General features: G+C 63.6%; 18 protein-coding genes. 13 read left to right on the top strand and 5 right to left on the bottom strand.

Annotated features, from left to right (window positions below; translation table 11 throughout):
- Nucleotides 1-22 precede the first annotated feature (22 nt).
- Genes AC1Y2B_RS05865 through AC1Y2B_RS05850 form a run of 4 tightly spaced genes read left to right on the top strand, consistent with a single transcriptional unit; the run spans nucleotide 23 to nucleotide 4,141 of the window.
- Nucleotides 23-835, top strand: coding sequence for a BtpA family protein (locus AC1Y2B_RS05865; protein WP_482252130.1), 813 nt, complete (start codon nucleotides 23-25; stop codon nucleotides 833-835).
- Nucleotides 832-1,917: a M20/M25/M40 family metallo-hydrolase gene (locus AC1Y2B_RS05860; protein ID WP_482252129.1), complete on the top strand. Its 1,086-nt coding sequence runs from the start codon at nucleotides 832-834 to the stop codon at nucleotides 1,915-1,917. The genes AC1Y2B_RS05865 and AC1Y2B_RS05860 overlap by 4 nt, the downstream gene beginning before the upstream one ends.
- Nucleotides 1,917-3,398, top strand: a complete 1,482-nt coding sequence (locus tag AC1Y2B_RS05855; protein WP_482252128.1) for an FGGY-family carbohydrate kinase — start codon at nucleotides 1,917-1,919, stop codon at nucleotides 3,396-3,398. The genes AC1Y2B_RS05860 and AC1Y2B_RS05855 overlap by 1 nt, the downstream gene beginning before the upstream one ends.
- Entirely contained in the window at nucleotides 3,395-4,141 is a 747-nt protein-coding gene (locus tag AC1Y2B_RS05850) for a creatininase family protein (RefSeq protein ID WP_482252127.1), read from the top strand. The genes AC1Y2B_RS05855 and AC1Y2B_RS05850 overlap by 4 nt, the downstream gene beginning before the upstream one ends.
- 69 nt (nucleotides 4,142-4,210) lie before the next feature.
- Here AC1Y2B_RS05850 and AC1Y2B_RS05845 read toward each other — a convergent pair whose 3' ends face one another.
- From AC1Y2B_RS05845 to AC1Y2B_RS05835, 3 genes are all read right to left on the bottom strand, one after another.
- Nucleotides 4,211-4,666 carry an RbsD/FucU family protein gene (locus tag AC1Y2B_RS05845; RefSeq protein WP_482252126.1) on the bottom strand — a complete coding sequence of 152 codons (456 nt, stop codon included), beginning with the start codon at nucleotides 4,664-4,666 and terminating at the stop codon, nucleotides 4,211-4,213.
- A gap of 94 nt (nucleotides 4,667-4,760) precedes the next feature.
- Nucleotides 4,761-5,678: a carbohydrate ABC transporter permease gene (locus AC1Y2B_RS05840; RefSeq protein WP_482252125.1), complete on the bottom strand. Its 918-nt coding sequence runs from the start codon at nucleotides 5,676-5,678 to the stop codon at nucleotides 4,761-4,763.
- A gap of 1 nt (nucleotide 5,679) precedes the next feature.
- A complete protein-coding gene (locus AC1Y2B_RS05835) occupies nucleotides 5,680-6,783 on the bottom strand; it encodes a carbohydrate ABC transporter permease (protein ID WP_482252124.1) in 1,104 nt (367 codons plus the stop codon).
- 611 nt (nucleotides 6,784-7,394) lie between these two features.
- On the opposite strand from AC1Y2B_RS05835, the gene pufB reads away from it, so the two are divergent.
- The 4 genes from pufB (at nucleotide 7,395) to AC1Y2B_RS05815 (ending at nucleotide 10,063) form a co-directional block, all read left to right on the top strand.
- Entirely contained in the window at nucleotides 7,395-7,550 is a 156-nt protein-coding gene (pufB, locus tag AC1Y2B_RS05830) for a light-harvesting antenna LH1, beta subunit (RefSeq protein WP_482252123.1), read from the top strand.
- Between the two features lie 10 nt (nucleotides 7,551-7,560).
- On the top strand, nucleotides 7,561-7,869 hold the full coding sequence (locus AC1Y2B_RS05825) for a light-harvesting protein (protein WP_482252122.1): 309 nt from the start codon (nucleotides 7,561-7,563) through the stop codon (nucleotides 7,867-7,869).
- Nucleotides 7,870-7,999: 130 nt separating this feature from the next.
- Entirely contained in the window at nucleotides 8,000-9,427 is a 1,428-nt protein-coding gene (locus AC1Y2B_RS05820; RefSeq protein ID WP_482252121.1) for a PucC family protein, read from the top strand.
- Nucleotides 9,428-9,487: 60 nt separating this feature from the next.
- The gene (locus tag AC1Y2B_RS05815; RefSeq protein ID WP_482252120.1) at nucleotides 9,488-10,063 is read left to right on the top strand and encodes a hypothetical protein; all 576 of its coding nucleotides are present in this window, start codon (nucleotides 9,488-9,490) and stop codon (nucleotides 10,061-10,063) included.
- 473 nt (nucleotides 10,064-10,536) lie between these two features.
- On the opposite strand, the gene AC1Y2B_RS05810 is transcribed toward AC1Y2B_RS05815, so the two are convergent.
- The gene (locus AC1Y2B_RS05810; RefSeq protein WP_482252119.1) at nucleotides 10,537-12,168 is read right to left on the bottom strand and encodes an extracellular solute-binding protein; all 1,632 of its coding nucleotides are present in this window, start codon (nucleotides 12,166-12,168) and stop codon (nucleotides 10,537-10,539) included.
- 265 nt (nucleotides 12,169-12,433) lie between these two features.
- On the opposite strand from AC1Y2B_RS05810, the gene AC1Y2B_RS05805 reads away from it, so the two are divergent.
- From AC1Y2B_RS05805 to rbsK, 4 genes are read left to right on the top strand one after another with little or no spacing between them, the layout of a single operon-like run.
- Entirely contained in the window at nucleotides 12,434-13,483 is a 1,050-nt protein-coding gene (locus AC1Y2B_RS05805; protein WP_482252118.1) for an ABC transporter ATP-binding protein, read from the top strand.
- On the top strand, nucleotides 13,480-14,124 hold the full coding sequence (locus AC1Y2B_RS05800; RefSeq protein WP_482252117.1) for an SGNH/GDSL hydrolase family protein: 645 nt from the start codon (nucleotides 13,480-13,482) through the stop codon (nucleotides 14,122-14,124). Before AC1Y2B_RS05805 ends, AC1Y2B_RS05800 begins: the two co-directional genes overlap by 4 nt.
- Before the next feature lie 12 nt (nucleotides 14,125-14,136).
- Nucleotides 14,137-14,604 (top strand): RbsD/FucU family protein, encoded by a 468-nt coding sequence (locus AC1Y2B_RS05795; protein WP_482252116.1) that lies wholly within the window; start codon nucleotides 14,137-14,139, stop codon nucleotides 14,602-14,604.
- Nucleotide 14,605: 1 nt separating this feature from the next.
- The gene (gene rbsK / locus AC1Y2B_RS05790) at nucleotides 14,606-15,538 is read left to right on the top strand and encodes a ribokinase (protein ID WP_482252115.1); all 933 of its coding nucleotides are present in this window, start codon (nucleotides 14,606-14,608) and stop codon (nucleotides 15,536-15,538) included.
- Nucleotides 15,539-15,697: 159 nt separating this feature from the next.
- Here rbsK and AC1Y2B_RS05785 read toward each other — a convergent pair whose 3' ends face one another.
- Nucleotides 15,698-22,957 carry a hypothetical protein gene (locus tag AC1Y2B_RS05785; protein WP_482252114.1) on the bottom strand — a complete coding sequence of 2,420 codons (7,260 nt, stop codon included), beginning with the start codon at nucleotides 22,955-22,957 and terminating at the stop codon, nucleotides 15,698-15,700.
- Nucleotides 22,958-23,273: 316 nt separating this feature from the next.
- Between AC1Y2B_RS05785 and AC1Y2B_RS05780 the strand changes: the two genes are divergently transcribed.
- The gene (locus AC1Y2B_RS05780; RefSeq protein ID WP_482252113.1) at nucleotides 23,274-23,726 is read left to right on the top strand and encodes an RrF2 family transcriptional regulator; all 453 of its coding nucleotides are present in this window, start codon (nucleotides 23,274-23,276) and stop codon (nucleotides 23,724-23,726) included.
- Nucleotides 23,727-23,776: the final 50 nt, after the last annotated feature.

Genomic DNA, 23,776 nt, shown 5'->3' with positions numbered 1-23,776 from the left:
TTTTGCTGCAAGGGGGGAGAGAATGCGCAACTTCAAAAAGGTGTTTGCGGACGTCAAGCCAGTGATCGGCATGGTCCATCTGGGTGCCTTGCCGGGCAGCCCCCTCTATGACGCCAATGCCGGCATTGCCGGCCTTTTGCAGGCGGCCCGCAAGGACCTGCTTGCGCTGCAGGCGGCCGGGTTCGATGCGATCATGTTCGGCAATGAAAACGACAGGCCTTACGAATTTCAGGTCGATACCGCCTCTACCGCGACCATGGCCGCCGTGATCGGTGCGTTGAAGGCAGAGATTACGGTGCCTTTCGGCGTCAATGTCCTGTGGGACCCGATGGCGACCGTGGCTTTGGCGGCCGCGACGGGCGCGCAATTCGTGCGCGAGATTTTCACCGGCACCTATGCCAGCGACATGGGCCCCTGGACCCCGAACGCCGGGGCCGCGATGCGCTATCGCAATCGTCTGGGCCGTGCCGATCTGGCGATGCTGTATAACGTCAGCGCCGAATTTGCCGACAGCCTTGACCGCCGTCCTCTGGCCGACCGGGCGCGCTCGGCGGTGTTTTCGTCGATCCCCGATGCCGTGCTGGTCTCGGGCGCCATCACCGGCGAGGCGGCGGCGATGAGCGACCTTGAAGCGGTCAAGCGCGTGCTGCCCGATACGCCGGTTCTGGCCAATACCGGGGTGAAACATGCCACGATTGCCGATGTGCTGAAGGCGGCGGACGGCTGCGTGGTGGGCTCGGCACTGAAATACGATGGCCACACCTGGAACGCCATCGACCCTGACCGGGCGCAGGATTTCATGGCCAAGGCCCGCGCGGCGCGAGGCGGCAAATGAAGGCGCGGCTGCGCGAGGACCTTGGGGCCCTGATGCTGATCCCCGGCCTTTCGGGGCATGAGGCGCGGGTGGCAGCCTGGCTGCGCGCACGGCTTGCTGCATTGGGATTGGCGCACCGCACCGACCGTCTGGGCAACCTGATCGCCACGATCCCCGGCGATCCGGCCAAGCCCTCGGTCATGATCTTCACCCACATGGACCAGCTGGGCTTCTTCGTCCGCAAGATCGAGGCCGATGGCCTGATCCGCGTCGAACGCATGGGGGGCGTGTCCGAACGTGCGATGGCCGCACAAGAGGTGACGCTGTGCGGGGCCAAGGGCGATGTGGCCGGCATCATCATGAACAAGGCCCATCACGCCACGACGCCCGAAGAGAAATACAAGGTACTGACCACGCCTGAACTTCGCATCGACACCGGCCATGGCTCCAAAGCGGCGGTGGAGGCTGCGGGCATCCGCATCGGCACCCCGGTGGTCTATGCCGGTCGGGTTATTGAACTGGCAGGGGATCGCATTGCCGGCACTTCGGTGGATGACCGGGCGGGCTGTGCGGCCCTGCTGGAACTTGCCCGCAAACGGGCAGGCAAGCCGGGTCCGACGCTGCATCTTGTCTGGTCGGTGCAGGAAGAATTCAACCTGCGCGGCGCCGTGGTGGCTGCCCAGAACCTGCACCCCGACATCGCCATCCAGATCGACCTGATGCTGGCCACCGACACGCCCGACATGGCCGACCGGGGTGAGATGGTGATGGGCGGCGGGCCGGGCATCAGCCTGTACTCCTTCCACGGGCGCGGTACCCTGAACGGCGTCATCCCGCATCCCGCGCTGGTCTCACTGATGGAGGACACGGCCGAGGCCCATGGCATTGCGCTGCAGCGCTCCGCCCAGGTTGGAGTCCTGACCGATCTGTCTTACGTTCAGCTTCTGGGCGATGGCGTCGCCCCCATCGACGTGGGCTTCCCGATGCGCCATTCGCATTCGTCGGTGGAGTGCTGTGACCTTGGCGATCTGGTGGGCTTGGTCCACCTGCTGGACGGCGCGCTGGACCGCCTTCCGGCCCAGATGAAACTGGAGCGTGACTGATGGCCCTGACCCTTGGCATCGACATTGGCACCTTCGAATCCAAAGGCGTGCTGGTGGACGAAAGCGGCCGCATCGTGGCACAAGCCGCCCGCCCGCATGAAATGATCGTACCCCGCGCCGGCTGGGCCGAGCACCGCGCCGAGGAAGACTGGTGGGGTGATTTCGTCTTCATCACCAAGCGCTTGCTGGCCCAATCTCAGGTTGACCCTCAAGAGATCAAGGCCGTGGCCACCTCTGCGATCGGCCCCTGCATGCTGCCTCTGGATGCTGCCGGAACCCCCCTGATGAACGGTGTCCTCTACGGCGTCGACACCCGCGCGGTGGAGGAGATTGACCTTCTGAACCGCCAGATTGGCCCGGACACCATCTTGACCCGCTGCGGCAACGCACTGACCTCGCAATCGGTCGGGCCCAAGATCCTGTGGCTGCGCCGGCACTGTCCGCATATTTGGAAAAACACTGCCAAAATAGTCACTTCCACCACGTATCTCACGTGGAAGCTGACCGGGCGGCACGTGATCGACCACTACACCGCCGCCAACTTCTCGCCGCTCTATGACATCGCCCTGCAGGACTGGTGCTTCGACCTTGCCGACATTTGCCCGCCTGACATGCTGCCCGCTCTCATGTGGTCTGGCGAGATCGCAGGTCATGTCACGCCCGAAGCTGCCGCCCAAACCGGCCTTGCCGCCGGCACGCCCGTCACCTGTGGCACCATCGACGCCGCCGCCGAGGCGGTTTCGGTGGGCGTGGCTGATCCCGGCGACATGATGATGATGTACGGCTCTACCATCTTCATCATCGAAATCGCCAGCCAGCGCCTGACCGACCCGCGTCTTTGGCATGCGCCTTGGCTGCTGCCGGGACAGCACGCCGCGATGGCGGGTCTTGCCACATCCGGCACGCTGACCCACTGGTTCCGCGACCACTTCGCCCGTGATCTGCCGAAAGAGACCGCCTTCGCCACCCTGACGACCGAGGCAGAAGCCTCGCCTCCGGGGGCCAAAGGTCTGATATGTCTGCCCTATTTCTCGGGTGAGCGCACGCCCATCCATGACGCAAATGCCAAGGGGGCCTTCTTCGGCCTGAACCTGACCCATGACCGTGGCGATCTTTACCGCGCGGTGCTGGAAGGCATCGCCTCGGCCACCCGCCACATCACCGACACCTATGCGCAAGCCGGCAGCCCGCCCAAACGCGTTCTGGCGGTCGGCGGTGGCACAAAGAACGCGCCGTGGATGCAGGCCACCTCTGACCTTACCGGCCTTGATCAAATCGTTTGCCAGATCACCACCGGGGCCAGCTACGGCGACGCATATCTCGCGGCGCTGGCGGTTGGGTTGGCCAAGCCCGGCGACATCGCCCACTGGAACCCGGTCGAGCGCAGGGTGCCCGCCCGGGATCACCCGGCCTATGCCAAACATTACCGGATCTTCCGCGCGCTTTACGACCAAACCAAGGACCTGATGGAGGCGCTATGAGATACGAACTCCTCACCCCGCATGACCTGCGGCAGGCCATTGTGCGCAACACCCCCCTCGTCATGGCCATCGGCGTGCAGGAATACCACGGCGAACACCTGCCCCTGGGCGTCGACCTGCTGGCGGTGACGCGCTGCCTTGACCGGCTGGAGGCTGAAGCGCCCGAACGCCTGATCCTTCTGCCCCCCTTCGCCTACGGTGCCGCCAGCCATGCGGTGGCAGGACCCGCGGCCTTCAACCTGCATCTGGACCCGCACAGTTTTCTGCCCATGGCGCAGGCGCTGTTTGCAGCGCTGCTGAAGTCCGGCTTTCGCAACATCCACGGCATCATTCACCACCAGACCGAGAACTTCGCGCAAGGCATGCCCACCGACCTCGCCTTCCGCCTCGCAGCCCGCCAGGCGGTCTTCGCCCATTTGGAGGCAACCCGCGGCGAGGGGTGGTGGGGCGCCCCCGCGATGGACAGCTATTACGAAGGCCATGCAACGGGCGACAATCCCTTCAACTGGATATCCATCCACCCCCTGATGCCCGCTGACGTCAAACAGCATCTTCCCTTCGACCATGCGGGTGAGGGCGAAACCGCCCTGATGCTGGCCCTCGCGCCCGAAACCGTGCAGGCGGCACGGATGGCGGAAAACACGACCTGGTACACCAAGACCGCCCCCAAAGCGACCAGGGCCCAAGGTGAAGCTGCGGTAGAGGTCATCCTCAAGCACCTCAAAGGTCTTTTGACCCTTTGACCCTTGCTCCTTGCCAAATAATCCACGGGAGGTCCGGAGGGTGTGAAACCCTCCGGGGCCGGGCATCGATCAGATCGGGGGCAAGTCGATCACACCCTTCTTCAGGATGAAGCAGCCATAAGGACCGCTGTCGCTGGTACGGATGATGGCGAAGGCCTGCTTTGCCGTGGCGTAGAAGTCGAACCGTTCCAAGGGGTTCAGCGCGATCTCGCGCCCGTCGCAGCGCGAACAGGTGGCTTGCATGGCGTCAAAGAGGGGCAGCACGCGGTCCGGATCGTCCACAACCTGCATCCGCGCGACAGGGGCAGGGACGAAGGTGTCCAAGGGCATCAGGCTCAGGATTGCCTCGGCGGCGGTCAACAGGTTGCAGCCCGACATATCCACCAGTTTGCCGTAGGTGGTCGCCTTGGCAATGCTCACCGCCGGGTGGTTCACGTCGCAGATCACCAGATCGTCCCCATGCCCCATCAGCATCAGGACATGCACGATTTCCGCGCTCAACCGCTGGTCGATCCCTTTCAGCAAGGCCGCACCCGGTGAATTTTCTCCGAAAATTCATGTAGCTCGCGCATTTTCGCCGAAAATGCGTTGCGGTGATTTTTCGTAGAAAAATCGTGCCTCACTTCACCGCTCCCGCCGCCATGCCCTTGATGATGAACCGCTCCAGCCCGACGCCGATGATGATCAGCGGCAGGATGGCGGCGAAGGACAGCGCAGCCATCGACCACCATGAAATCCCCTGCGACCCGGTCTGGCTTGCCACCATGACGGGCAGGGTGTTGGCATAGGTCGAGGTCAGCAGGGCGGCGAAGAAATACTCGTTCCAGGTCAGCACAAGGCTCAGGATCAGCGCGGCCACCATGCCGGGCAGGGCGATGGGCAGGATGATGGTGATATAAGCGCCCCAGATCGTCTGGCCGTCGACCATGGCGGCCTCTTCCAGTTCGGTCGGGATGCCGGCGAACTGGTCGCGCATGATCCAGATGACGATGGGCAGGACGGACAGGGTGTAAAGCACGATCAGGCCGATCTGCGTGTCCAGAAGCGCCAATTCCTTGTAAAGGACAAGGAAGGGCAGGGCGAGGACCACGGGAGGCAGGATCAGCTGGCTGAGGAAGAAGAAACTGATGTCGGCGTTCTTCATCCACAGGAACTTATAGCTGAAGCGGGACAGGCCATAGGCGGCCAGACTGCCCAAAGCGACGGCCAGAACCGATGAACTGACCGAGATGATCGCCGAATTGTAGAACCGACGCAGGAATTCGCCCCGCACCGTTGAAGGCTCGCCGATGGTGTCGGGCGAAAGCCCAAGGCTTTTCCAGCCCAGCCATTTCGGCTGGAAATCCCACCACGGCACCAGGCTGCCTTTCATCACATCCGGCGCCATCTTGAACGAGGTCGACATCGTCCAATAGATCGGGAACAGCGCCACGATGGCCCAGAAGATCAACAGGCCATAGATCACCACCCGACCGGTCCACCATTTGGCGCGGAAGGTGTTGTCTGCGGCAGAGTCGCGGAAGATTTGCGTGGTCATATCAGTAGCTCGACTTCATGAAACGGTCCGCGGCTTTCATCAGAAGGGTCATCACCACGATGATGATCACCAGATAGAACATCGCCAGCATCGTGCCGTAGCCCACGTTCGAGCGGTCACGGTACTCGCGGAAGATGAAGCTGGTGACCGTATCCGTCGCCCCCCCCGGCCCGCCGGAGGTGACGTTGATCACGATATCGGCCAGCTTCAGCTTGAAGATCAGCCGGATCAGGACCGAGGTGATCGAAACGGGCAGCATCAGCGGGAAGGTCACCTCCCAGAAGGCGCGCCAGCCGGTGGCACCATCAACGCGCGCGGCCTCTTGCAGCTCTTTCGGGATGGCCTGCAGACCGGCGAGGATCATGATCATCATGAAGGGAATGAAGGTCCAGGCGTCCATCAGCATGATCGTCGACTTGGCCACCCAAGGGGAGGAGAAGAACGAGGGGTTCTCCCATCCCAGGTGCTTGGCCAGCGTGGCCAGCGGGCCAAAACGCGTCTCCATCATCGATTTGCCGATCATCCAAGACACGGCGACCGGCGACAGCATCAGCGGCATCAGGAAGGCCACGCGAAAGAATTTGCGGCCGCGGATGTCGGCGTTCAGCATCAGCGCCAGTCCGAACGCCACCACATACTCGGGCAGGATCGCCACCACGTACCAGATCATGTTGGTCAGGGCGTTCCAGTAGAACGGGTCGTTCCACATCTGCACCAGATTGTCCACGCCGTTGAACTGGCGGCCATCCGGGCTGGACAGGTTCCAGTTCGAAAAGGCGATCATCAGCCCGAAAAGCAGCGGAAATACCGTCAACGATACGACAAAAAGCGCTGCGGGCAGCACGAAAAGGATGCGTTTGCCCTGCTCTCCCTTGACCAGAACCTGACCCCAACACAGGCAAACGGCGTAAAACACATAGGCGTACAGGGTCGGGCGCCAGTTGGTGAACCCGAAATCAGAACCGCCCCAGGTTTGCAGGGCCTGCGCCACGGCCACCACGGCCAGCACCACCGGAGATCCCCAGATCATCGCCAGCCCGATGCCGCGCCGGGCCGGGCCTATATTGTCGGTCGCCACGACGTGAAGAAGATCGCCTTCGCTCATCCAAAATCCACCCAGCCCAGACCTGCCAAACATGTCATACTAGCATGTTAGCGAAACGATCCCTGTGAGGAAAGGGGGAACTGCGGCGGGGCAGGCTGTGGGCGGCCGGTGCCGGGGCTGCGCCAGCCTTGGCCTTGCGATGCGGTGCCACGGCAAAAGATGGCGGCGTCGGGGCGCTGGCCCGACTGGCGCGGACATCGTGCAAAGCGTCCCGGTGCAACCGCCAGTTCCCGCGGTGCGATGGATTTTACGACGGGGTGCCGCGCGGAATCAGCCGGACCCATGTCCAATCCGGGCCCCTGTGACAAATAGGGTCTTTTGCGGCATTTTGATGGGCAATTCCCCAGTATTGCAGCGCCACCCTTGGAGCTCTTGGCTTTGTAACTATATGAAAGAAATAACAATATGTTCTAATATGTAAAATCTCCGCAGTTTCAAGGGGTATTAGTGTAAATCAAAACTTACAGTTGCCAGTGTACATTTTTGGTGACAGACTGACATCGGGCAAAGCGAGACCGGGGAAATTATTCCAGAGGCCGCCGTGCCGGGCGGAAGGAAGGTCGTCATTCCGCCCCACACCACAATGACGACGAGGGCACGGAGGAACTTCAATGTCCAACGATCCTAACAAGGTCTGGCCGACCGGCCTGACCTTGAGCGAAGCTGAAGAAGTGCACAGCTACCTCATCGACGGCACCCGCGTGTTCGGGGTTATCGCCCTGATCGCGCATATTCTGGTTGCCGTTTCCACCCCTTGGCTCGGCTAGGAGGCAAATCATGAACAACGCGAAGATTTGGCTCGTGGTCAGCCCGACCGTCGGCATCCCGCTGTTTCTTTCGGCAGTGGCTGTCGGCTCTTTTGCCGTCCATGTGGCGGTGTTGAGCAAAACCCATTGGTATGAAGACTATCTGGTCGGCAAACCGCTGGGCACCACCGCAACCGCGCTTCTGGCGTCGCCGAGCACGGAGCCTGCGAATGCAAGCTACCTCGCTCAGGGTTCGCAAGACGTGCTGATCGTGATGCCGGATGGCACCACGGCGCATGCGGTCCTGCAGGCCCCCCGCAAGGCGGGGATTCTGAACTAGCCGTGTCGCCCCTTTGCAAAGGGGGGCGCGGTTTCAGGCGTGGGGCCCCGTGACTTCAGGCATGCGGGCCCCACCCATATATCCTTGCCTGCGGCGCTGGCCGCAGCCTTAGCAGGACTGGTCCCGACCGATGTTTGACATCAAGGGTTTTTCCGTTCGCAAGATCACCGCCTTCGGCTCTTATCTGCCTTTCGCGGATGCGGCGAGCGAGGCGGTGCCGCTGTCGCGCCTGCTGCGATTGTCGCTGTTTCAGGTGACGGTCGGCATGGCCCTGGTGTTGATGGTGGGTACACTGAACCGGGTGATGATTGTCGAGCTGGGGGTGCCGGCCACGCTGGTGGGGGCCATGCTGGCCTTGCCCCTCGTCTTTGCGCCATTTCGGGCGCTGATCGGCTTCAAGTCGGACAATTTCAAATCGGTGCTGGGCCTGCGTCGATTGCCCTTCATCTTCAAGGGCACGATCCTGCAATTCGGCGGCTTCGCCATCATGCCCTTCGCGCTTCTGGTGCTTTCGGGCTTTGGCAAGGCGGCGCAGGCGCCGCACTGGATCGGTCAGGTGGCGGCGGCCTTGGCCTTCCTGCTGGTGGGGGCGGGCATCCATATCGTCCAGACGGTCGGGCTGGCACTGGCGACAGACTTGGTTGAAGAGAAGGATCAGCCCAAGGTCGTAGGTCTGATGTATGTCAGCTTGCTTGCAGGCATGATCGTCAGCGCCTTGGCTTACGGGGCGCTTTTGGAACATTACACGCCCTTGCGGCTGATCCAGGTCATTCAGGGGTCTGCGGTCACGACGGTGCTGTTGAACTTTTACGCCATGTGGAAGCAAGAGGCGCGCGACCGCCAGCGTGGCAATGCGGTGCGCGGACCTGACCCCAAATTCGGCCAAGCCTGGGCCAAACTGTCCGAGCGGCCGGGGCTGATCCGGTTGCTGGCGGTGATTGCGCTTGGCACAGCCGGTTTCGGCATGGCGGATGTGTTGATGGAGCCGTTTGGCGGGCAGGTTCTCTCGATGACCGTGGCCCAGACCACACGGCTGACCATCTATCTGGCCTTTGGCAATCTGCTGGGCTTTGCGCTGGCCTCGCGCGTGCTCAGCCGGGGGGCGGTGCCTTTGAACGTGGCGATCTATGGCGCGCTGATCGGCGTGCCGGCCCTGGCTTTCTTCGTGGTCTCGGCTGAGATGACCTCAGTTCTGGTGCTGACCGGGGCCACGCTGGTGGCCGGGTTCGGGTCGGGTCTCTTTGGTCACGGCACGCTGACAGCCACCATGCGCTCTGCCCCACGAGAGCAGATCGGGCTGTCGCTTGGGGCTTGGGGCGCGGTGCAGGCGACGGCGGCGGGGGTCTCGTTTGCGCTTGGCGGGGTGATGCGGGACGTGGTTCTGGCGCGGACCTCGGTGGCCGGATCGTCGGCGCAGGCCTATATTCCGGTCTTCATGCTGGAGGTCGGGCTTTTGGTGCTGGCACTGATGCTGGCCTTCCCCCTGTTCGGACGGCGCAACCTTGGCCCGGGGCCGGAGACGGCCGAGAAGAGATTTGCCGAAAGCAATGCCAGTTGACGGACGACGCAGACCATTCATTATGAAAGAGCCTCTGGGCCAAAAGGAAACAGGTGCCACATGACGACGATCATCACGCGACTTTATGCAGACGATGCGACGGCGCAATCCGTCGTCGCGGCCCTTGTGCGCGGGGGCATTGATGCCGACAGCATCACGGTCTTCCACTCTGCCGATGCAGCCACGCTGAAGGCCGCCCGGGTTGATGCAACAGCCGCCGCTGCCTATGCCGCCGCCTTGATCGGTGGCCGGGCGCTGGTGCTGGCCGAGGTCGGGTTCAACCCGATCGGGGCTGCCCGCAAGGCGATCAAGATTGTCGGCCGCACGCCCTCGGTCGATCTGGGTCTGGCCGAAGAGGACACTTATGTCGAAGAGAGCATTGATGCGTCTTATGCCAATTCGACCCTTCCGGGCAATCCGCTGGTCTTGACCAACAGCTATGTGCGCTTGCCGCATGGCCATATTTTCGGCAGTAACCCAATCATCCGCAGCGGCCCGCGTACGTCGGCGATCCGGGGTGGGGCCTATATGGTGCCGATGACGCGGATCACCACGCCAAAGACCAAGACCTCGGCGATCCGGGGTGGCATGCTGATCTCTTCGTTGTTCGGACTTGGTACCCTGTACCATCGCTGAACGCCTCAGGGCAAAGTTCCACGATCGGCGCGCCGCACAGCCTGCGCGCCGTTTTCGTTTGCGGCAGGGCGGTTTGAGCGAGAGGGGTGGGCAGATTGCCGATCCTGCCTCTGGCCAAGCCCTGAATTCTGGCCCGGCGCTGTTTTCCGAAGATGAAGCTTTTTGCCAGGTCGCGGCATGGCTTGTGGGGCCCGGCGTCACAACTCTGTTGGCGCCCTTGGTCACCAATTCGCACGTGTTATGGCCGGAGACCGCAAGCCGCTTCTGGGCCAGACCCAGGACTGAAACGAGGACCCGGGCCCGTGCCGTTGCATCAACGCGGACACAAAGGGCCCAAAGCCCGCGGGGCAAGAATCGGTGGTGCGCCACTGCCTTGCATGATCATTGGGGCTACTGTTCAAAAAAGGCGCGCCGGTGGACCGGCGCGCCTCGTCTGAATGGGGGTGGATGGGCACTCTGCCCATCCTGTCGGGTCACATCCCCAGCGAAGCCTTGTAAAGCTTGATCTGGTTGTCGCGGCCGATCTGGTCGGTGATCTTCTCCCAAGCGGCGGCAATCGCGTCAGCCGTTTCCTGCGCCGACTTGTATTTGCCGGCGTAGCCCTTGGCCAGTTCGTCCTCGGCGACCGAATAGTACTGGAAGATGCCGGGGATACGCGGTTCGATGGCGGCGTTCGGGTGGTTGTAGCTGTCGCCCTGGCTGCCCAGATAGTCCGCGATATAGGCCTTGTCGTAACCCGCAGCGGCCCACTCGTCGTAGTTGAAGTGGCTGTTGCGGTAGGGCTGGAAGCCCGACGGATAGGCGGTGGTCCACAAGGACAGGTCCTTGCCGCCCAGGTGCGCCGCAGCCGACCATGCCGCCTTGCGCTTCACATCGTCTTTCGAGACGCGGTTGGTGACGTAGATGCCCCAGCCCAGATAGGCCATGTTCGGCGCGAAGTTCTCTTTTTCTTCCCAAGCGGCGGTGGTCGGGTTGTAGACCTTGTCCGCACCGGGGTTGATCGAGAAGCCCACGACGTCGCCCACAACGGACGAGTCCGAGGTCTTGGCGTTGGAGCCCACGTCGCCCCACCAGCAGATCGACGAGCCCGTGCCCGCAAGGAACTGCTGGAACGCGGTCGTGCCGGGGTCGGCGTTGATCTGGTCGGCGGGCAGGTTCGGGATGTTGTCCATCACGTCCTGGATCGCTTGCACCCAGCCGGGGTTGTTGACCATCGGCTTCATGGTTTCCGGCTCGAAGAGCCAGGCCGGGTTGCCGGGGTACTTGACGTAAGCCGTGGCGCGGTCTTCCAGGAAGTAGAAGCCGAAACCGCCCCAGCCCTTCAGCGGGTCCAGGAAGCCCACGGCGTCCTGGCCGGTCAGCGGGTCCTTCTTGCCCTTCACGGCCTTGGAATATTCCGCGATCTGCGCCCACTTGGTCGGCGCGTCCTTCAGGCCCGAAATGGAACCATCCCCGAAGTAGTCCTTGCGGTAGGCGAAGGTGTGGCTGTCGCCGTCGATGGTGATCCGGTAGGTCTTGCCAGCCCAGGTGCCGACCGGCGCCTTGAGGTAGTTCACATAGTCGTCCATCTCGATCTGGGTCTTGACCCAGTCGGGCATCTCGTCCAGCAGGCCTTTGCCGGCAGTGTCGCCTTCGAAGGGGGCGCCCATTTCGATGATGTCGAAGTCAACGGTGCCGGTGGCAATCGCTTGCTGCAGGCGCGGGTTGTAGTCGGCCTGCGCCAGGTCGATCCAGTTGATCTTGGCGCCGGTATAGGTTTCCCACGACTTCAGGAAGCCGCGGAACAGAAGGTTGTGCAGGTTCTGGTTGTTCAGACCCATGAAGGTCAGCTCAACGCCCTTGAACTCGCCTTCCTTGACATTGGCCTTGGTCGGCCCGAGGCAAAGCTCGCCAACCTTCTGCCAGTCGGCGTCGGTGGGCGATCCTTTGCCCACACCCGGGATCGCAAGGATCTGCTGGCGCAGGGCGTCGTCGGCCAAAGCCGGCGCAACAAAACCCGTAATGCTGCCCATCATGGACAGCGCCCCGACCGAGGCCGCGCCCTTGAGCACGCCACGACGGGACAGCCCGTGCTTCACGAGGTAGTCGTAGTGTCCTACTTTCATTCATTCCTCCGAATTGGTTCTGCCATCCGTGGCAGGTTCTTGTTTCGGAAAGCCTGCGCCGTCACGGGCGTTCTTGGTCTTTGTGCTTTCCGCGATACAGGCCCGGAGTCGTCCGGACTTGCGCTACCTTTCCGCGACATCGGCCTCAAGTCAAGCATCTAACATGTTAGTATGTCTAGATGATGGACAGCGCCCTTGGGCTGGGGTACGAATTTGCAAGCTCGGGGCTGAGACCTCGCAGAAAACCTGCTGTTCGGGAGGAAAAATGGCCGAGGTCAGGATCCGCGATCTGACGAAATCCTATGGCGCGCTGCAAGTCGTGCATGGGGTCAATGTCGATATTCAGGACGGGCAGTTCGTTGTGCTGGTCGGGCCTTCGGGCTGTGGCAAATCCACTTTGCTGCGCATGATTGCGGGCTTGGAGGGGATTTCCGGCGGCACGATCTCGATCGGTGACCGCGTGGTGAACAACCTGCCGCCAGCCGAGCGGGACATCGCCATGGTGTTCCAGAACTACGCTTTGTACCCGCACAAGACGGTAGGGGCCAACATGGGTTTCCCGCTGAAAATGGCCAAGATGGACAAGGCCGAGATTGACCGCCGGGTGAACCGCGCCGCCGAGATCCTGGGCCTGACACCCTATCTGGGCCGCTACCCCCGTGCCATGTCCGGCGGCCAGCGCCAGCGGGTCGCGATGGGCCGCGCCATCGTGCGCGATCCGCAGGTCTTTCTCTTTGATGAGCCCCTCTCGAACCTTGACGCCAAGCTGCGCGTCCAGATGCGCTCGGAAATCCGCGAGCTGCACCAGCGGCTGGGCACGACCACTGTCTACGTCACCCACGACCAGATCGAGGCGATGACCATGGCCGACCGCATCGTGGTGATGCGCGACGGCCGGATCAGCCAGGTCGGCGCACCCTTGGACCTGTATGATCGCCCGGCCAATACTTTCGTTGCAGGTTTCATCGGCTCGCCCTCGATGAACCTGATCGACGGCGTGGTGAAAGGCGGGCGCTTCACCGCCCCCGGTTTCGATCTGCCGCTGCCGCCTGCGTCGGGTGTCGTGGAAGGCCGCAAGATCACCTACGGCATCCGCCCGGAACACCTGACCCTGTCAGACAGCGGCTTGCCGGTGACGGTGGTGGTGGTCGAACCCACCGGCGCCGAAATCCACCTGGTTCTGCGCGCGGCAGAGATGGAACTGACCGTTGTCGTGCGCGAACGTCAGGCCTTCCAACCCGGTCAGACCCTGCATCTTGCGCCAATGCCGGAGATGATCCACCTCTTCGACGACAGCGGAGAGCGCATCGGATGACCCGGACCATCCTTTGCTTTGGTGATAGCAACACGCATGGCACCAAACCCATGCCTGACCTTGATGGCGCAGGTCGGTTTGGCCACGAGGCGCGCTGGCCCTCGGTCATGGCCAAGGCGCTTGGCGCTGAATACGAGGTAATTGCCGAGGGGCATCCGGGCCGCACCACGGTGCATGATGACCCGATGGAAGGCGACTACCGCAACGGCATCCGCGTGTTGCCGGCCTTGTTGGAAAGCCACAAGCCGCTGGATCTGGTGATCCTGAAGCTGGGCACGAATGATCTGAAGAACTGCTTCCACGTCAGCGCCGCCGACATCGCCTTTTGTCTGGACCGTCTGATCCGCCTGATCCGCTCTGCGGGTGCCGGCCCAGACGGGCGCGCACCCGAGATTCTGGTGATCGCCCCGCCGCCGATCCTTGAAGTGGGCTGTCTGGCCGAGATGTTTGCCGGTGGTGCCACCAAGTCCCACGGGCTGGCAGCCGCCATCGAAGCGATGGCCAGCCGCCTTGACGTCTGGTTTCTTGATGCCGGTCAGGTCATTGCGGTCAGTCCGGTCGATGGCATCCACTATGAGGCCGATGCCCAAGTGACTTTGGGTGTTGCTTTGGCCGCCGCCTTGACCGACATTTTCGCCTGAAGGAGACGCCTCATGCTCAAGAACCTCGACAACCGGCTCAATGCCGAAGTGCTCTACGCCCTGCGCGCCATGGGCCATGGCGACACGCTGGTGATTGCCGACACCAACTTCCCCTCGGATGCCATCGCCCGCCAGACCGTGCTGGGCGAATTGTTGCGGATGGACAACCTGACCTGCGCCGAGGCGGTGGAGGCCGTTCTGTCGGTCCTGCCGCTGGACACTTTCGTCGACGATTTTGCAGGCCGCATGGAAGTTGTCGGCGCGCCCGACAAGATCGAACCGGTGCAGGCCGAGGTGCAGGCCAAGATCAACGCCGCCGAGGGCCGCGTGCGCGAGATGATCTCGATCGAACGGTTTGACTTCTACGACCGCGCCCGCGAGGCCTACGCCGTGATCCAGACCGGCGAGCGGCGCTTCTACGGCTGCTTCATCTTCCGCAAGGGTGTGATCCCGCCGGATGCCGTGGGCTCGGTGCACTAAGGTGGGGCGCGCTGAAAAGCAGGGGGTCGTCATCCTCGGCGTCTTTGTCGCCGATACCGCCTATCGCGCGCCGCGCCAGCCGAAGATGGGCGAGACGATCCTTGGCAAAAGCTTCGTCCTCGGACCCGGTGGCAAAGGCTCCAATCAGGCCGTGGCGGCTGCGATGGCCGGGGCCGAGACGCATTTCGTCAGCCGTCTGGGCCGCGATCCCTTCGCCGATATGGCGCTGGCGACCTGGGCCAAGGCCGGGGTGCGGCCTGCCATCACCCAAGACCCCGAAAGCTACACGGGGGCGGCCTATATCTTCATTGAAGACAGCACCGGCAACAACGCCATCATCATCTCGCCCGGCGCGGCGGCAGATATCTCGACCGCCGACATCGATGCCAATGCCGATCTGATCCGGGGCGCCCGCGTCTTCATCACCCAGTTGGAACAGCCGATCCCGGTGGCGGTTCATGCGCTGACCCTGGCCCGCGTTGCAGGTGTGACCACGATCCTCAACCCGGCGCCGGCAGCTGCCTTGCCCGATGGCATGCTGTCCCTGTGCGATTACGTCACCCCCAACGAATCAGAGGCCGAGGCGCTGACCGGCCTGCCCGTCACCTCGGTCGCCGAGGCGGAGGCCGCCGCCCGCGCCTTGCGCGCCCTGGGGGCAGGGGCCGCGATCATCACCCTGGGTGACAAGGGGGCCTTGTTCCACGATGGCACCCGCACCGTCCATGTGCCGCCCTTCAAGGCGGGGCCAGTGGTGGAAACCACCGGCGCGGGTGATGCCTTCAACGGCGGCTTTGCCGCGGCCCTTGCCGAAGGGCAGGACCCGGTTCAGGCCGTCCGCTTCGGCTCTGCCACTGCGGGCATTTCCGTCACCCGCCCCGGCACAGCGCCCTCGATGCCGTCACGCGCGGAAATCGACGCCCTTCTGAAGGCCTGACCCCCGATAAATTGCAAAGGGCGCCGCGGTTTGCCCCGGCGCCCTTTTTCCATTTCGCCTTCTCCAAATATCCCACGGGGGGTCTGGGGGGTGTGAAACCCCCCAGCCGGGTCCGCCGAGCGCCTTACCGGGAGGACCCGGGGGCGCCACCCACGCCGATCAGCTCCACAGGAAGTCCAGCGCGCTCAGTTGCGACGCGTTGGTGAGCCCAGTCATGTTGATGGTGATATCCGCAGTGCCATCGCCATTCACGTCAATCAGGACCTGTCCGCCCACCACCCGCGCTTCTGAATTGTCCGAACCGCCGGTGAACAGCCCGCTGCCCAGATACGAGAAGGTGCCCACCAGCATGCCATGCAACTCCAGCCGGTCGCCCTGTCCAGCGCCGCCGACCAGGGCGTTGAAGTCGGTGATCGTGTCGGTGCCGTTGCCGGTCATCGTGTTGTAGATGAAGTGATCCGCCCCCGCACCGCCGGTCAGGATATCGGCGCCGGCGTTGCCGGTCAGCGAGTCATCGCCGGCCAGGCCGTACAGATGGTTGGCGCCACTGTTGCCGATCAGCACGTTGTTCAACTCGTTCCCGGTGGCGTTGTTGGCCAGCGTACCAGACAGGATCAGGTTCTCGATATTGGCCCCCAAGCTCAGCGACACGGCACTCGTTACCGTGTCGATGCCTTCGTTGGCGTTTTCAAACACCAGGTCGGTTGCGACGTTGACGACATAACTGTCATCGCCCGCCCCGCCCGCCATGCTGTCGTTGCCGACGCCGCCATCCAGCGTGTCATTGCCCAGACCGCCATAGATCGTGTCGTTGCCGCTGCCGCCGCTGAGTGTATTGGCGGCGAGGTTGCCGGTCAGGATGTTGTTGGACCCGTTCCCGGTGCCGTCGATTGCCAGAACCCCGGTCAGGGTCAGGTTTTCAACGTTGGCCGTCAGGACATAGGTGACCGAGGCCAGAACCGTGTCTGTGCCTTCGCCGATCGCTTCGGTGGCCTTGTCGGTCGTCGAGTCGACAATATAGGTATCGTCGCCCAATCCGCCCGACATCGCATCCACCCCCGCGCCGCCGTCCAGCAGGTCATTTCCGGCCCCGCCTGACAAAACATCCGCCCCGGCCCCGCCATACAGCGTGTCGTTGCCATCGTTGCCATTCAGCGTGTCGATGCCGCCAAGGCCAGACAGGATGTTGTCGCCGGCGTTGCCGTTCATCAGATTGGCCACACTGTTGCCGATGCCGGTCAGATTGGTCAGCCCGTCCAGTGTCAGGTTTTCGAAATTGGTCGCCAGCGTCCAGTTGACCGAAGTGATCACCAGATCGGTGCCGCTGCCCGTCGCCGCATCTTCGACCAGCACGTCGTTCAGGCTGTCGACATAATAGGTGTCGTTGCCAAGGCCGCCGATCATGCTGTCATCGCCGGTGCCGCCATTCAGCGTGTCGGTGCCGGCCCCGCCGTCCAGCGTGTCATTGCCGCCCATGCCGGACAGGTTGTTGGCGCTGGCGTTGCCGGTGATTGTGTTGGCAAAGTCAGAGCCGGTGCCATTCAGCGCGCCGGCGCCCAGGATCAGCGCCTCAAGATTGGCGGTCAGGGTGTAGTCGATGCCCGCGACGATCACCGTGTCATGGCCCTCGCCTGAGTTTTCGACGACCGTGTCGTTGGCGCTGTCGACATAATAGGTATCGTCTCCCACACCGCCGACCAGGCTGTCGTCGCCGTTGCCGCCGTCCAGACTGTCGTTGCCAGCCGCCCCGATCAGGGTGTCGTTCCCGATCCCGCCGAACAGGGTATTGTCCAGCGCGTTGCCGGTGATCGTGTTGTCGTCCAGGCTGCCGGTACCGCTGATGGCGGTTCCCGTCAGGATCAGGTTTTCGACATAGTTGCTGGTCGCCAGCGAGAAGCTGACGCTGGCGTAGACAGTGTCGATGCCGCCGCCCGACAGTTCGGTGACCCGGTCGGTGCCGCTGTCGACATAGTAGGTGTCATTGTCTGCGCCGCCCTCCATCGTGTCGGCCCCCGCACCGCCATCCAGCGTGTCGTTGCCCGCGCCACCCACCAGACTGTCATCGCCCAAGCCGCCATAGAGCGCGTTGTTGCCGATGTTGCCCGTCAGAACGTTGGCAACATCGGTGCCATTGCCCACCAGATCGGCCGAGCCGGTCATCAGCAGGTTTTCCACGTTGGCAAACAGCGAGATGTTGGAGGAGGTGACCATGGTGTCGGTCCCGCCGCCTGACAGTTCGACCACGACGTCGCCGGGCGAGTCGATGATGAAGGTGTCGTTGCCCGCTCCGCCGATCATGCTGTCGTTGCCTGCGCCGCCATCCAGCGTGTCATTGCCAAAGCCGCCGTTCAACGTGTCATCGCCCGCCATGCCGTAAAGCGCGTTGTTGCCAGAGTTGCCGGTGATCGCGTTGTTCAACTCGTTGCCGGTGCCGTTGTTGGATGTGGCCCCGGTCAGCAGCAGGTTCTCTATGTTGGCGCCCAGCGTCCAGGTGATGCCGGCGTTGACCTGATCGATACCGCCATTCACGGCCTCGATGGTCTGGTCGCCCAGGACGTTGACCACGAAAATGTCGTTCCCGTCCCCACCCGTCATCGAATCGATGCCGTTGCCGCCGTCCAGCGAGTCCGCGCCGGCGCCGCCGTACAGGCTGTCAGCCCCATCGCCCCCGGTCAGAACGTTGGCCGCCGCGTTGCCGGTGATCACGTTGTCGCCGGCGTTGCCGGTGCCGTTGATCGCGGTGGATCCGGTCAGGGTCAGGTTCTCGACGTTGATCCCAAGCGTCTGGGTGATCGAGGCGATCACGGTGTCGGTGCCAGCATCGACGCCTTCGGTGATCTTGTCGGTGGTGGAGTCGACATAATAGGTGTCGTCGCCCAAGCCCCCGATCATCGCGTCGCCGCCATTGCCGCCGTCAATCGTGTCATTGCCGCCGTTGCCGTAGATGGTGTCCGCCCCATCCATGCCCAGCAGTACGTTGGCCGCGTCGTTGCCGGACAGGCCGTTGGCCAGGGCGTTGCCGGTGCCATTGATCGTGTCTGTGCCGGTCAGGGTCAGGTTCTCGACGTTGACCAGCGTGGCCAGCGTGTAGGTCAGGTTGGTCTGGATCGTGTCGGTGCCCTCGTTGAGGTTTTCGACCACAACATCCGTCAGGCTGTCGACGACATAGGTGTCGTTGCCAATACCGCCGACCATGCTGTCATTGCCGGTGCCGCCGTCCAGCGTGTCATCGCCGGCCAGCCCGATCAGCGTGTCATTGCCGCCCAGACCTTGCAGAAGGTTGGCGCCTGCCGTTGGCAGAAAGGACCCCGCGCCGGTGTTGCCGGTGATGACGTTGGCCAGTTCGTTGCCGGTGCCGCCGACACCCAGAACCCCGGTGAGGGTCAGGTTTTCGAAATTGGCGCCCAGCGTCCAGTCCACGCTGCTTTGCACCAGATCGGTGCCTTGGCCGGCGCTTTCGAAGACAACGTCATTGGCCGCATCGACCACGAAAGTGTCATTGCCCAGACCACCGTAAAGCGTGTCGCCGCCGCCCAGCCCGCCGGTCAGCGAGTCATTGCCCGCGCCGCCATAGATCAGGTTGGCACTGTCATCACCCACCAGCGTGTCGCCATAGGACGAACCCGTCAGGTTCTCGATCCCGGTGACGTTGTCGCCCGCCGCATCGCCGCCGTAGCCGAAGCCGTTGACCTTGAGGTCCATGATGACCCCGGCCGACGAGTTGGCATAGGACAACATGTCGTTGCCGCCACCGCCGTCGATCGAGTCCGCCCCGGCGCCGCCGATGAAGATGTTGTCATTGGCATCGCCGACCAGACTGTCCCCAAAGGCAGAGCCTGTGATATTTTCGATCCCGGTGAAGACATCGCCCGTCGCGTCGCCGCCCGAGGCCGCCCCGGTGGCCAGATTGATCGTCACCCCTGCGCTGGAGGTGGTGTAATCCAGTGTATCGCTGCCACCGCCGCCATAGATCGTGTCGGCCCCGCCGCCAGCGCGGAAGATGTTGTCCCCGCTGGAGCCGGTCAGAAGATCGTTGTAGGCGCCGGTCGCGATATTCTCGACCGAGGTCACCGTATCCGTCCCTTCGGACGAGGAGGAGAAGGTCCCGGTCGCAAGGTTCGCCGTGATGGCAGAGGTTGCGGCACTCAGGTCATAGGTGTCATTGCCCGCGCCGCCGTCGATGACGTCGTTGCCGGTGCCGCCGGTCAGCCAGTCGTTGCCGGCACCGCCGTAAAGGCTGTCGGCCCCGGCACCGCCGACGAGTGTGTTGTCGTTGGCGTCGCCTGTGATGCTGTCGGCCCCGGTGGTGCCGATGATGTTCTCGACTTGGGTCAGCGTGTCGCCTGCCGCGTCGCCACCGGTGTTGACGCCGGTGGTCAGGTTCACCGTGATGGCCGACACCGACCCGGAATAATCCGCCGTGTCGCTGCCATCGCCGCCGTTGAGCACGTCATTGCCGGCGCCGCCGATCAGCGTGTCGTTTTCGGTGCCGCCATAGATGGTATCGTTGCCAAGACCGCCCGACAACAGGTCCGCCCCGCCATTGCCGCCCAGGATGTTGTTGGACGCGTCGCCGGTGATGGTGTCGTTGTAGGCGGTGCCGTAGACGCCCTCGATATTGGTCAGAACATCGCCCACGGCGTCGCCGCCGCTGCCAGAGCCGGTGCCGACCGTGATGCTGATCGCCGAGGTCGAGCCGGAATAGTCGACTGTGTCAGTGCCCGCGCCGCCGTCGATTGTATCGGCCCCCGCGCCGCCGTTCAGGTTGTCGTCGCCCGCGCCGCCATAAAGGACGTTGGCATTGGCATCGCCCGTCAGGTTGTCGTTGAAGGCCGAACCCGTGATGCCCTCGATATTGGTCAGAACATCGCCCACAGCGTCGCCGCCGGTGCCCGGACCGCCCCCGATGGTGACGCTGACGCCGGCCGACGACGTGGAATAGTCCACCGTATCGACACCTGCGCCGCCGTCGATCGTATCGGCCCCAGCGCCGCCGGCAAGGCTGTCATTGCCAGCGCCGCCGTAGATCGCGTTGTTGCCGGCATCGCCGAACAGGGTGTCGTTGAAGGCCGAACCGATCAGGATCTCGGCATTGCTGACAAGGTCACCGGCCGCATCGCCACCCGTGCCGGCCCCGCCGCCGATGGTGATGCTGACGCCCGCCGCCGAGGCCGAGTAGTCAACCGTGTCGATCCCCGCGCCGCCATCCAGCACGTCATTGCCCGCGCCGCCGATCAGCGTGTCATCGCCGGCCCCGCCGTACAGGCTGTCATTGCCGGCGCCGCCGTTCAGCAGGTCGTTGCCCGCCGCCCCATAAAGCTGGTTGTTGGACGCATCGCCGCCCAGCGTATCGGCAAAACCCGTGCCGATCACGACCTCGACGTTGCTGACCACATCGCCCGCCGCATCGCCGCCAAGGCCCGAGCCGGTCCCGACCGAGATATTCACCCCCGCCGTCGAAGCCGAATAATCCAGCGTGTCATTGCCCGCGCCACCGTCGATCGTGTCCGCCCCGGCCCCGCCACTCAGGCTGTCATCGCCCGACCCGCCGGACAGGGTGTTGGCCGTGGCATCGCCGATCAGTGTGTCGTTGAAGGCCGAACCCGTCACCCCCTCGACGTTGGTCACGGAATCGCCCGCCGCATCGCCGCCCAGATAGGCCCCGCCGATGGTGACGCTGACCGCCGAAGCCGAACCCGCGTAGTTCACCATATCCGTGCCGGTGCCGCCGTCGATCGTGTCCGCGCCCGCACCGCCGGTGAGGATATCGTTGCCGCTGCCGCCCAACAGAACGTTGGCCCCGCCGTCCCCGGCCAAGGTGTCGTTGAAGGCCGAACCCGTCAGGTTCTCGACCGTGGTCAAGATATCGCCTTGGGCGTCGCCGCCGGTGTTGGACGCCCCATTGACCGTGACGTTCACCCCGGCCGAGGACAGGGTGTAATCCACCGTATCCGTGCCAGTGCCGCCGTCGATCACGTCATTGCCCGCGCCGCCCTGCAGCGTGTCGTTTTCCGAGCCGCCATACAGGCTGTCGTTGCCGGTCCCGCCGCTGATCGTGTCGTTGAAGGCGCCGCCATAGAGCGCGTTGTTGCCTGTGTCGCCGGTCAGCGTGTCGTTATAGGCCGACCCCACCAGATTCTCGATGGTGGTCAGAACGTCGCCCGCCGCATCACCACCCGTGTTGGAGGCCCCGTTGACCGTGACGTTCACCGCCGCCGAGGAGGCGGAGTAATCCACCGTGTCATTGCCCGCGCCACCGTCGATCGTATCAGCCCCGGCCAGACCCTTCAGCGTGTCATCGCCCGCGCCGCCGGACAGGACGTTGTTGCCTGTGTCACCGGTCAGCGTGTCGTTGAAGGCCGACCCCACCAGATTCTCGATGGTGGTCAGAACGTCGCCCGCCGCATCGCCGCCGGTGTTGGAGGCCCCGTTGACCGTGACGTTCACCGCCGCCGAGGAGGCGGAATAATCCACCGTGTCAGTGCCCGAACCGCCGTCGATGACGTCGTTGCCGGTGCCGCCGATCAGGGTATCGTTGCCCGAACCGCCGCTGAGGCTGTCATTGCCCGCGCCACCCGACAGGACGTTGTTGCCTGAGTCCCCGGTCAGGGTGTCGTTGAAGGCCGACCCTGTCAGGTTCTCGACCGTGGTCAAGACGTCACCCTGCGCATCGCCACCGGTGTTGGACGACCCGTTCACGGTGACGTTCACCGCCGCCGACGAGGTGGCGTAGTCCACGGTGTCATTGCCCGCGCCGCCGTCGATAACATCATTGCCAGTGCCGCCTGTCAGCGTGTCGTCGCCTGCAGCCCCCGAAAGACTGTCATTGCCCGCAGCCCCTTTCAGCCAGTTCGCATTCGCATCGCCGGCCAGCGTGTCGTTCAGGGCTGTGCCGATCACACCCTCGACCGACAGGGCCACGATCACGTCGCCTGCCGCATCGCCGCCCGTGTTCGTGCCTGCCAGGTTGACCGATACCGCCGAGGCAGAGGCGGTATAATCCACCCAGTCAAAGCCGGTGCCGCCGTCGATGCTGTCATTGCCCGCGCCGCCGACCAGCGTGTCATTGCCTGCCCCACCGGTCAGGGCGTTGTCGAACCCATCGCCGGTCAGCGAGTCGTTGCCGGCCGAACCCAGGATCGCCTCGACCGTGCCCAGCGTGATGACATCGCCCTGCGCATCGCCGCCGGTGCCTGTGCCCGTCGCAAGGCTGACCGTGACCGCCGAGGCCGAGGCCGAGTAATCGACCCAGTCGAACCCCACGCCGCCGTCCATCGAGTCCGCGCCGGCGCCCCCTTGCAGCGTGTCGTCACCCGCCCCGCCGTACAGCGTGTCATTGCCTGCCAGACCCTGCAGAAGGTCGTTCGTCGCGGCCCCGGTCAGGGTGTCGTTGCCAGTGGTACCGGTATAAGTTGTCATGGCGGTTCTCCAATCTCACAGGTCCCGGCAGGCCCCGGGCACACAAACTCGGGGTCAGGATTACCCGTCGGGTGGGGCGGAAATTGGACGGCAGTCCCGGCGAAAGGGATCAAACTGCGACGACATTGTGGCGCTTTGCCGCAATTGCGCGCAGTTCCCCGACATTGCCGCTGTTTGACAGAGGCAAGGGGGAGGGCGGGGGCTGCACGCGCCCGGGGGCCGGACGACCTTGGCGAAGCTGCCCGACCGAAGAAATTTGCCACGATGTGACGTGCAGCGCGTTGATTCTCCGACGGCTTCCGTCTAGGTCTTGAACATGATTACGCAAAAGATGAAATACGCGCTCAAGGCCTTGCTGACCTTGGCAGACGAGGCGGCCAGGCCCGCGCCCGAGGCTTTGACGATTGAAGAAATCGCCAAACGCTCGGGTGCGCCAAAGCGTTTTCTGGAACATATTCTGCTGGAAATCCGCAACGCGGGCATCATCGCCTCGACCCGTGGCCGGTCCGGCGGCTACCAGCTGATCAAACCGGCCGAGACGGTGTCGATTTCTGAATTGCTGCGCATGATCGACGGGCCGATTGCCCCCCTGCCGTGTTTGTCGCGCCGTGCCTACCAGCGCTGCGAAGATTGCACCGACGAGGAAAGCTGCCGCATCCGCAAGGTTTTTGCCGAGGTGTTCTGGTCTTACCTTCTGCTGATCGAAAGCCTGACGCTGCGCGATGTGCAAAGGTCGGCCGAAGTGCAAACCTCGGTTCTTGGCGCCTGAGGCGCAAATTCCAGCCAACCCCGGTTGACGCCCAAAACGGACATGTCAGT

It is taken from the genome of Stagnihabitans sp. (assembly GCF_964946895.1).
The sequence above is the reverse complement of the archived record's forward strand: the minus strand, read 5'-3'. Positions and strand labels throughout refer to the sequence as shown.

What these genes read in the sequence shown, in the direction of transcription:
- AC1Y2B_RS05865 (WP_482252130.1), top strand. Translation starts at nt 23, where the DNA reads ATGCGCAACTTCAAAAAGGTGTTTGCGGACGTCAAGCCAGTGATCGGC.
- AC1Y2B_RS05860 (WP_482252129.1), top strand. Translation starts at nt 832, where the DNA reads ATGAAGGCGCGGCTGCGCGAGGACCTTGGGGCCCTGATGCTGATCCCC.
- AC1Y2B_RS05855 (WP_482252128.1), top strand. Translation starts at nt 1,917, where the DNA reads ATGGCCCTGACCCTTGGCATCGACATTGGCACCTTCGAATCCAAAGGC.
- AC1Y2B_RS05850 (WP_482252127.1), top strand. Translation starts at nt 3,395, where the DNA reads ATGAGATACGAACTCCTCACCCCGCATGACCTGCGGCAGGCCATTGTG.
- AC1Y2B_RS05840 (WP_482252125.1), bottom strand. Translation starts at nt 5,678, where the DNA reads ATGACCACGCAAATCTTCCGCGACTCTGCCGCAGACAACACCTTCCGC.
- AC1Y2B_RS05835 (WP_482252124.1), bottom strand. Translation starts at nt 6,783, where the DNA reads ATGAGCGAAGGCGATCTTCTTCACGTCGTGGCGACCGACAATATAGGC.
- pufB (WP_482252123.1), top strand. Translation starts at nt 7,395, where the DNA reads ATGTCCAACGATCCTAACAAGGTCTGGCCGACCGGCCTGACCTTGAGC.
- AC1Y2B_RS05825 (WP_482252122.1), top strand. Translation starts at nt 7,561, where the DNA reads ATGAACAACGCGAAGATTTGGCTCGTGGTCAGCCCGACCGTCGGCATC.
- AC1Y2B_RS05820 (WP_482252121.1), top strand. Translation starts at nt 8,000, where the DNA reads ATGTTTGACATCAAGGGTTTTTCCGTTCGCAAGATCACCGCCTTCGGC.
- AC1Y2B_RS05815 (WP_482252120.1), top strand. Translation starts at nt 9,488, where the DNA reads ATGACGACGATCATCACGCGACTTTATGCAGACGATGCGACGGCGCAA.
- AC1Y2B_RS05810 (WP_482252119.1), bottom strand. Translation starts at nt 12,168, where the DNA reads ATGAAAGTAGGACACTACGACTACCTCGTGAAGCACGGGCTGTCCCGT.
- AC1Y2B_RS05805 (WP_482252118.1), top strand. Translation starts at nt 12,434, where the DNA reads ATGGCCGAGGTCAGGATCCGCGATCTGACGAAATCCTATGGCGCGCTG.
- AC1Y2B_RS05800 (WP_482252117.1), top strand. Translation starts at nt 13,480, where the DNA reads ATGACCCGGACCATCCTTTGCTTTGGTGATAGCAACACGCATGGCACC.
- AC1Y2B_RS05795 (WP_482252116.1), top strand. Translation starts at nt 14,137, where the DNA reads ATGCTCAAGAACCTCGACAACCGGCTCAATGCCGAAGTGCTCTACGCC.
- AC1Y2B_RS05785 (WP_482252114.1), bottom strand. Translation starts at nt 22,957, where the DNA reads ATGACAACTTATACCGGTACCACTGGCAACGACACCCTGACCGGGGCC.
- AC1Y2B_RS05780 (WP_482252113.1), top strand. Translation starts at nt 23,274, where the DNA reads ATGATTACGCAAAAGATGAAATACGCGCTCAAGGCCTTGCTGACCTTG.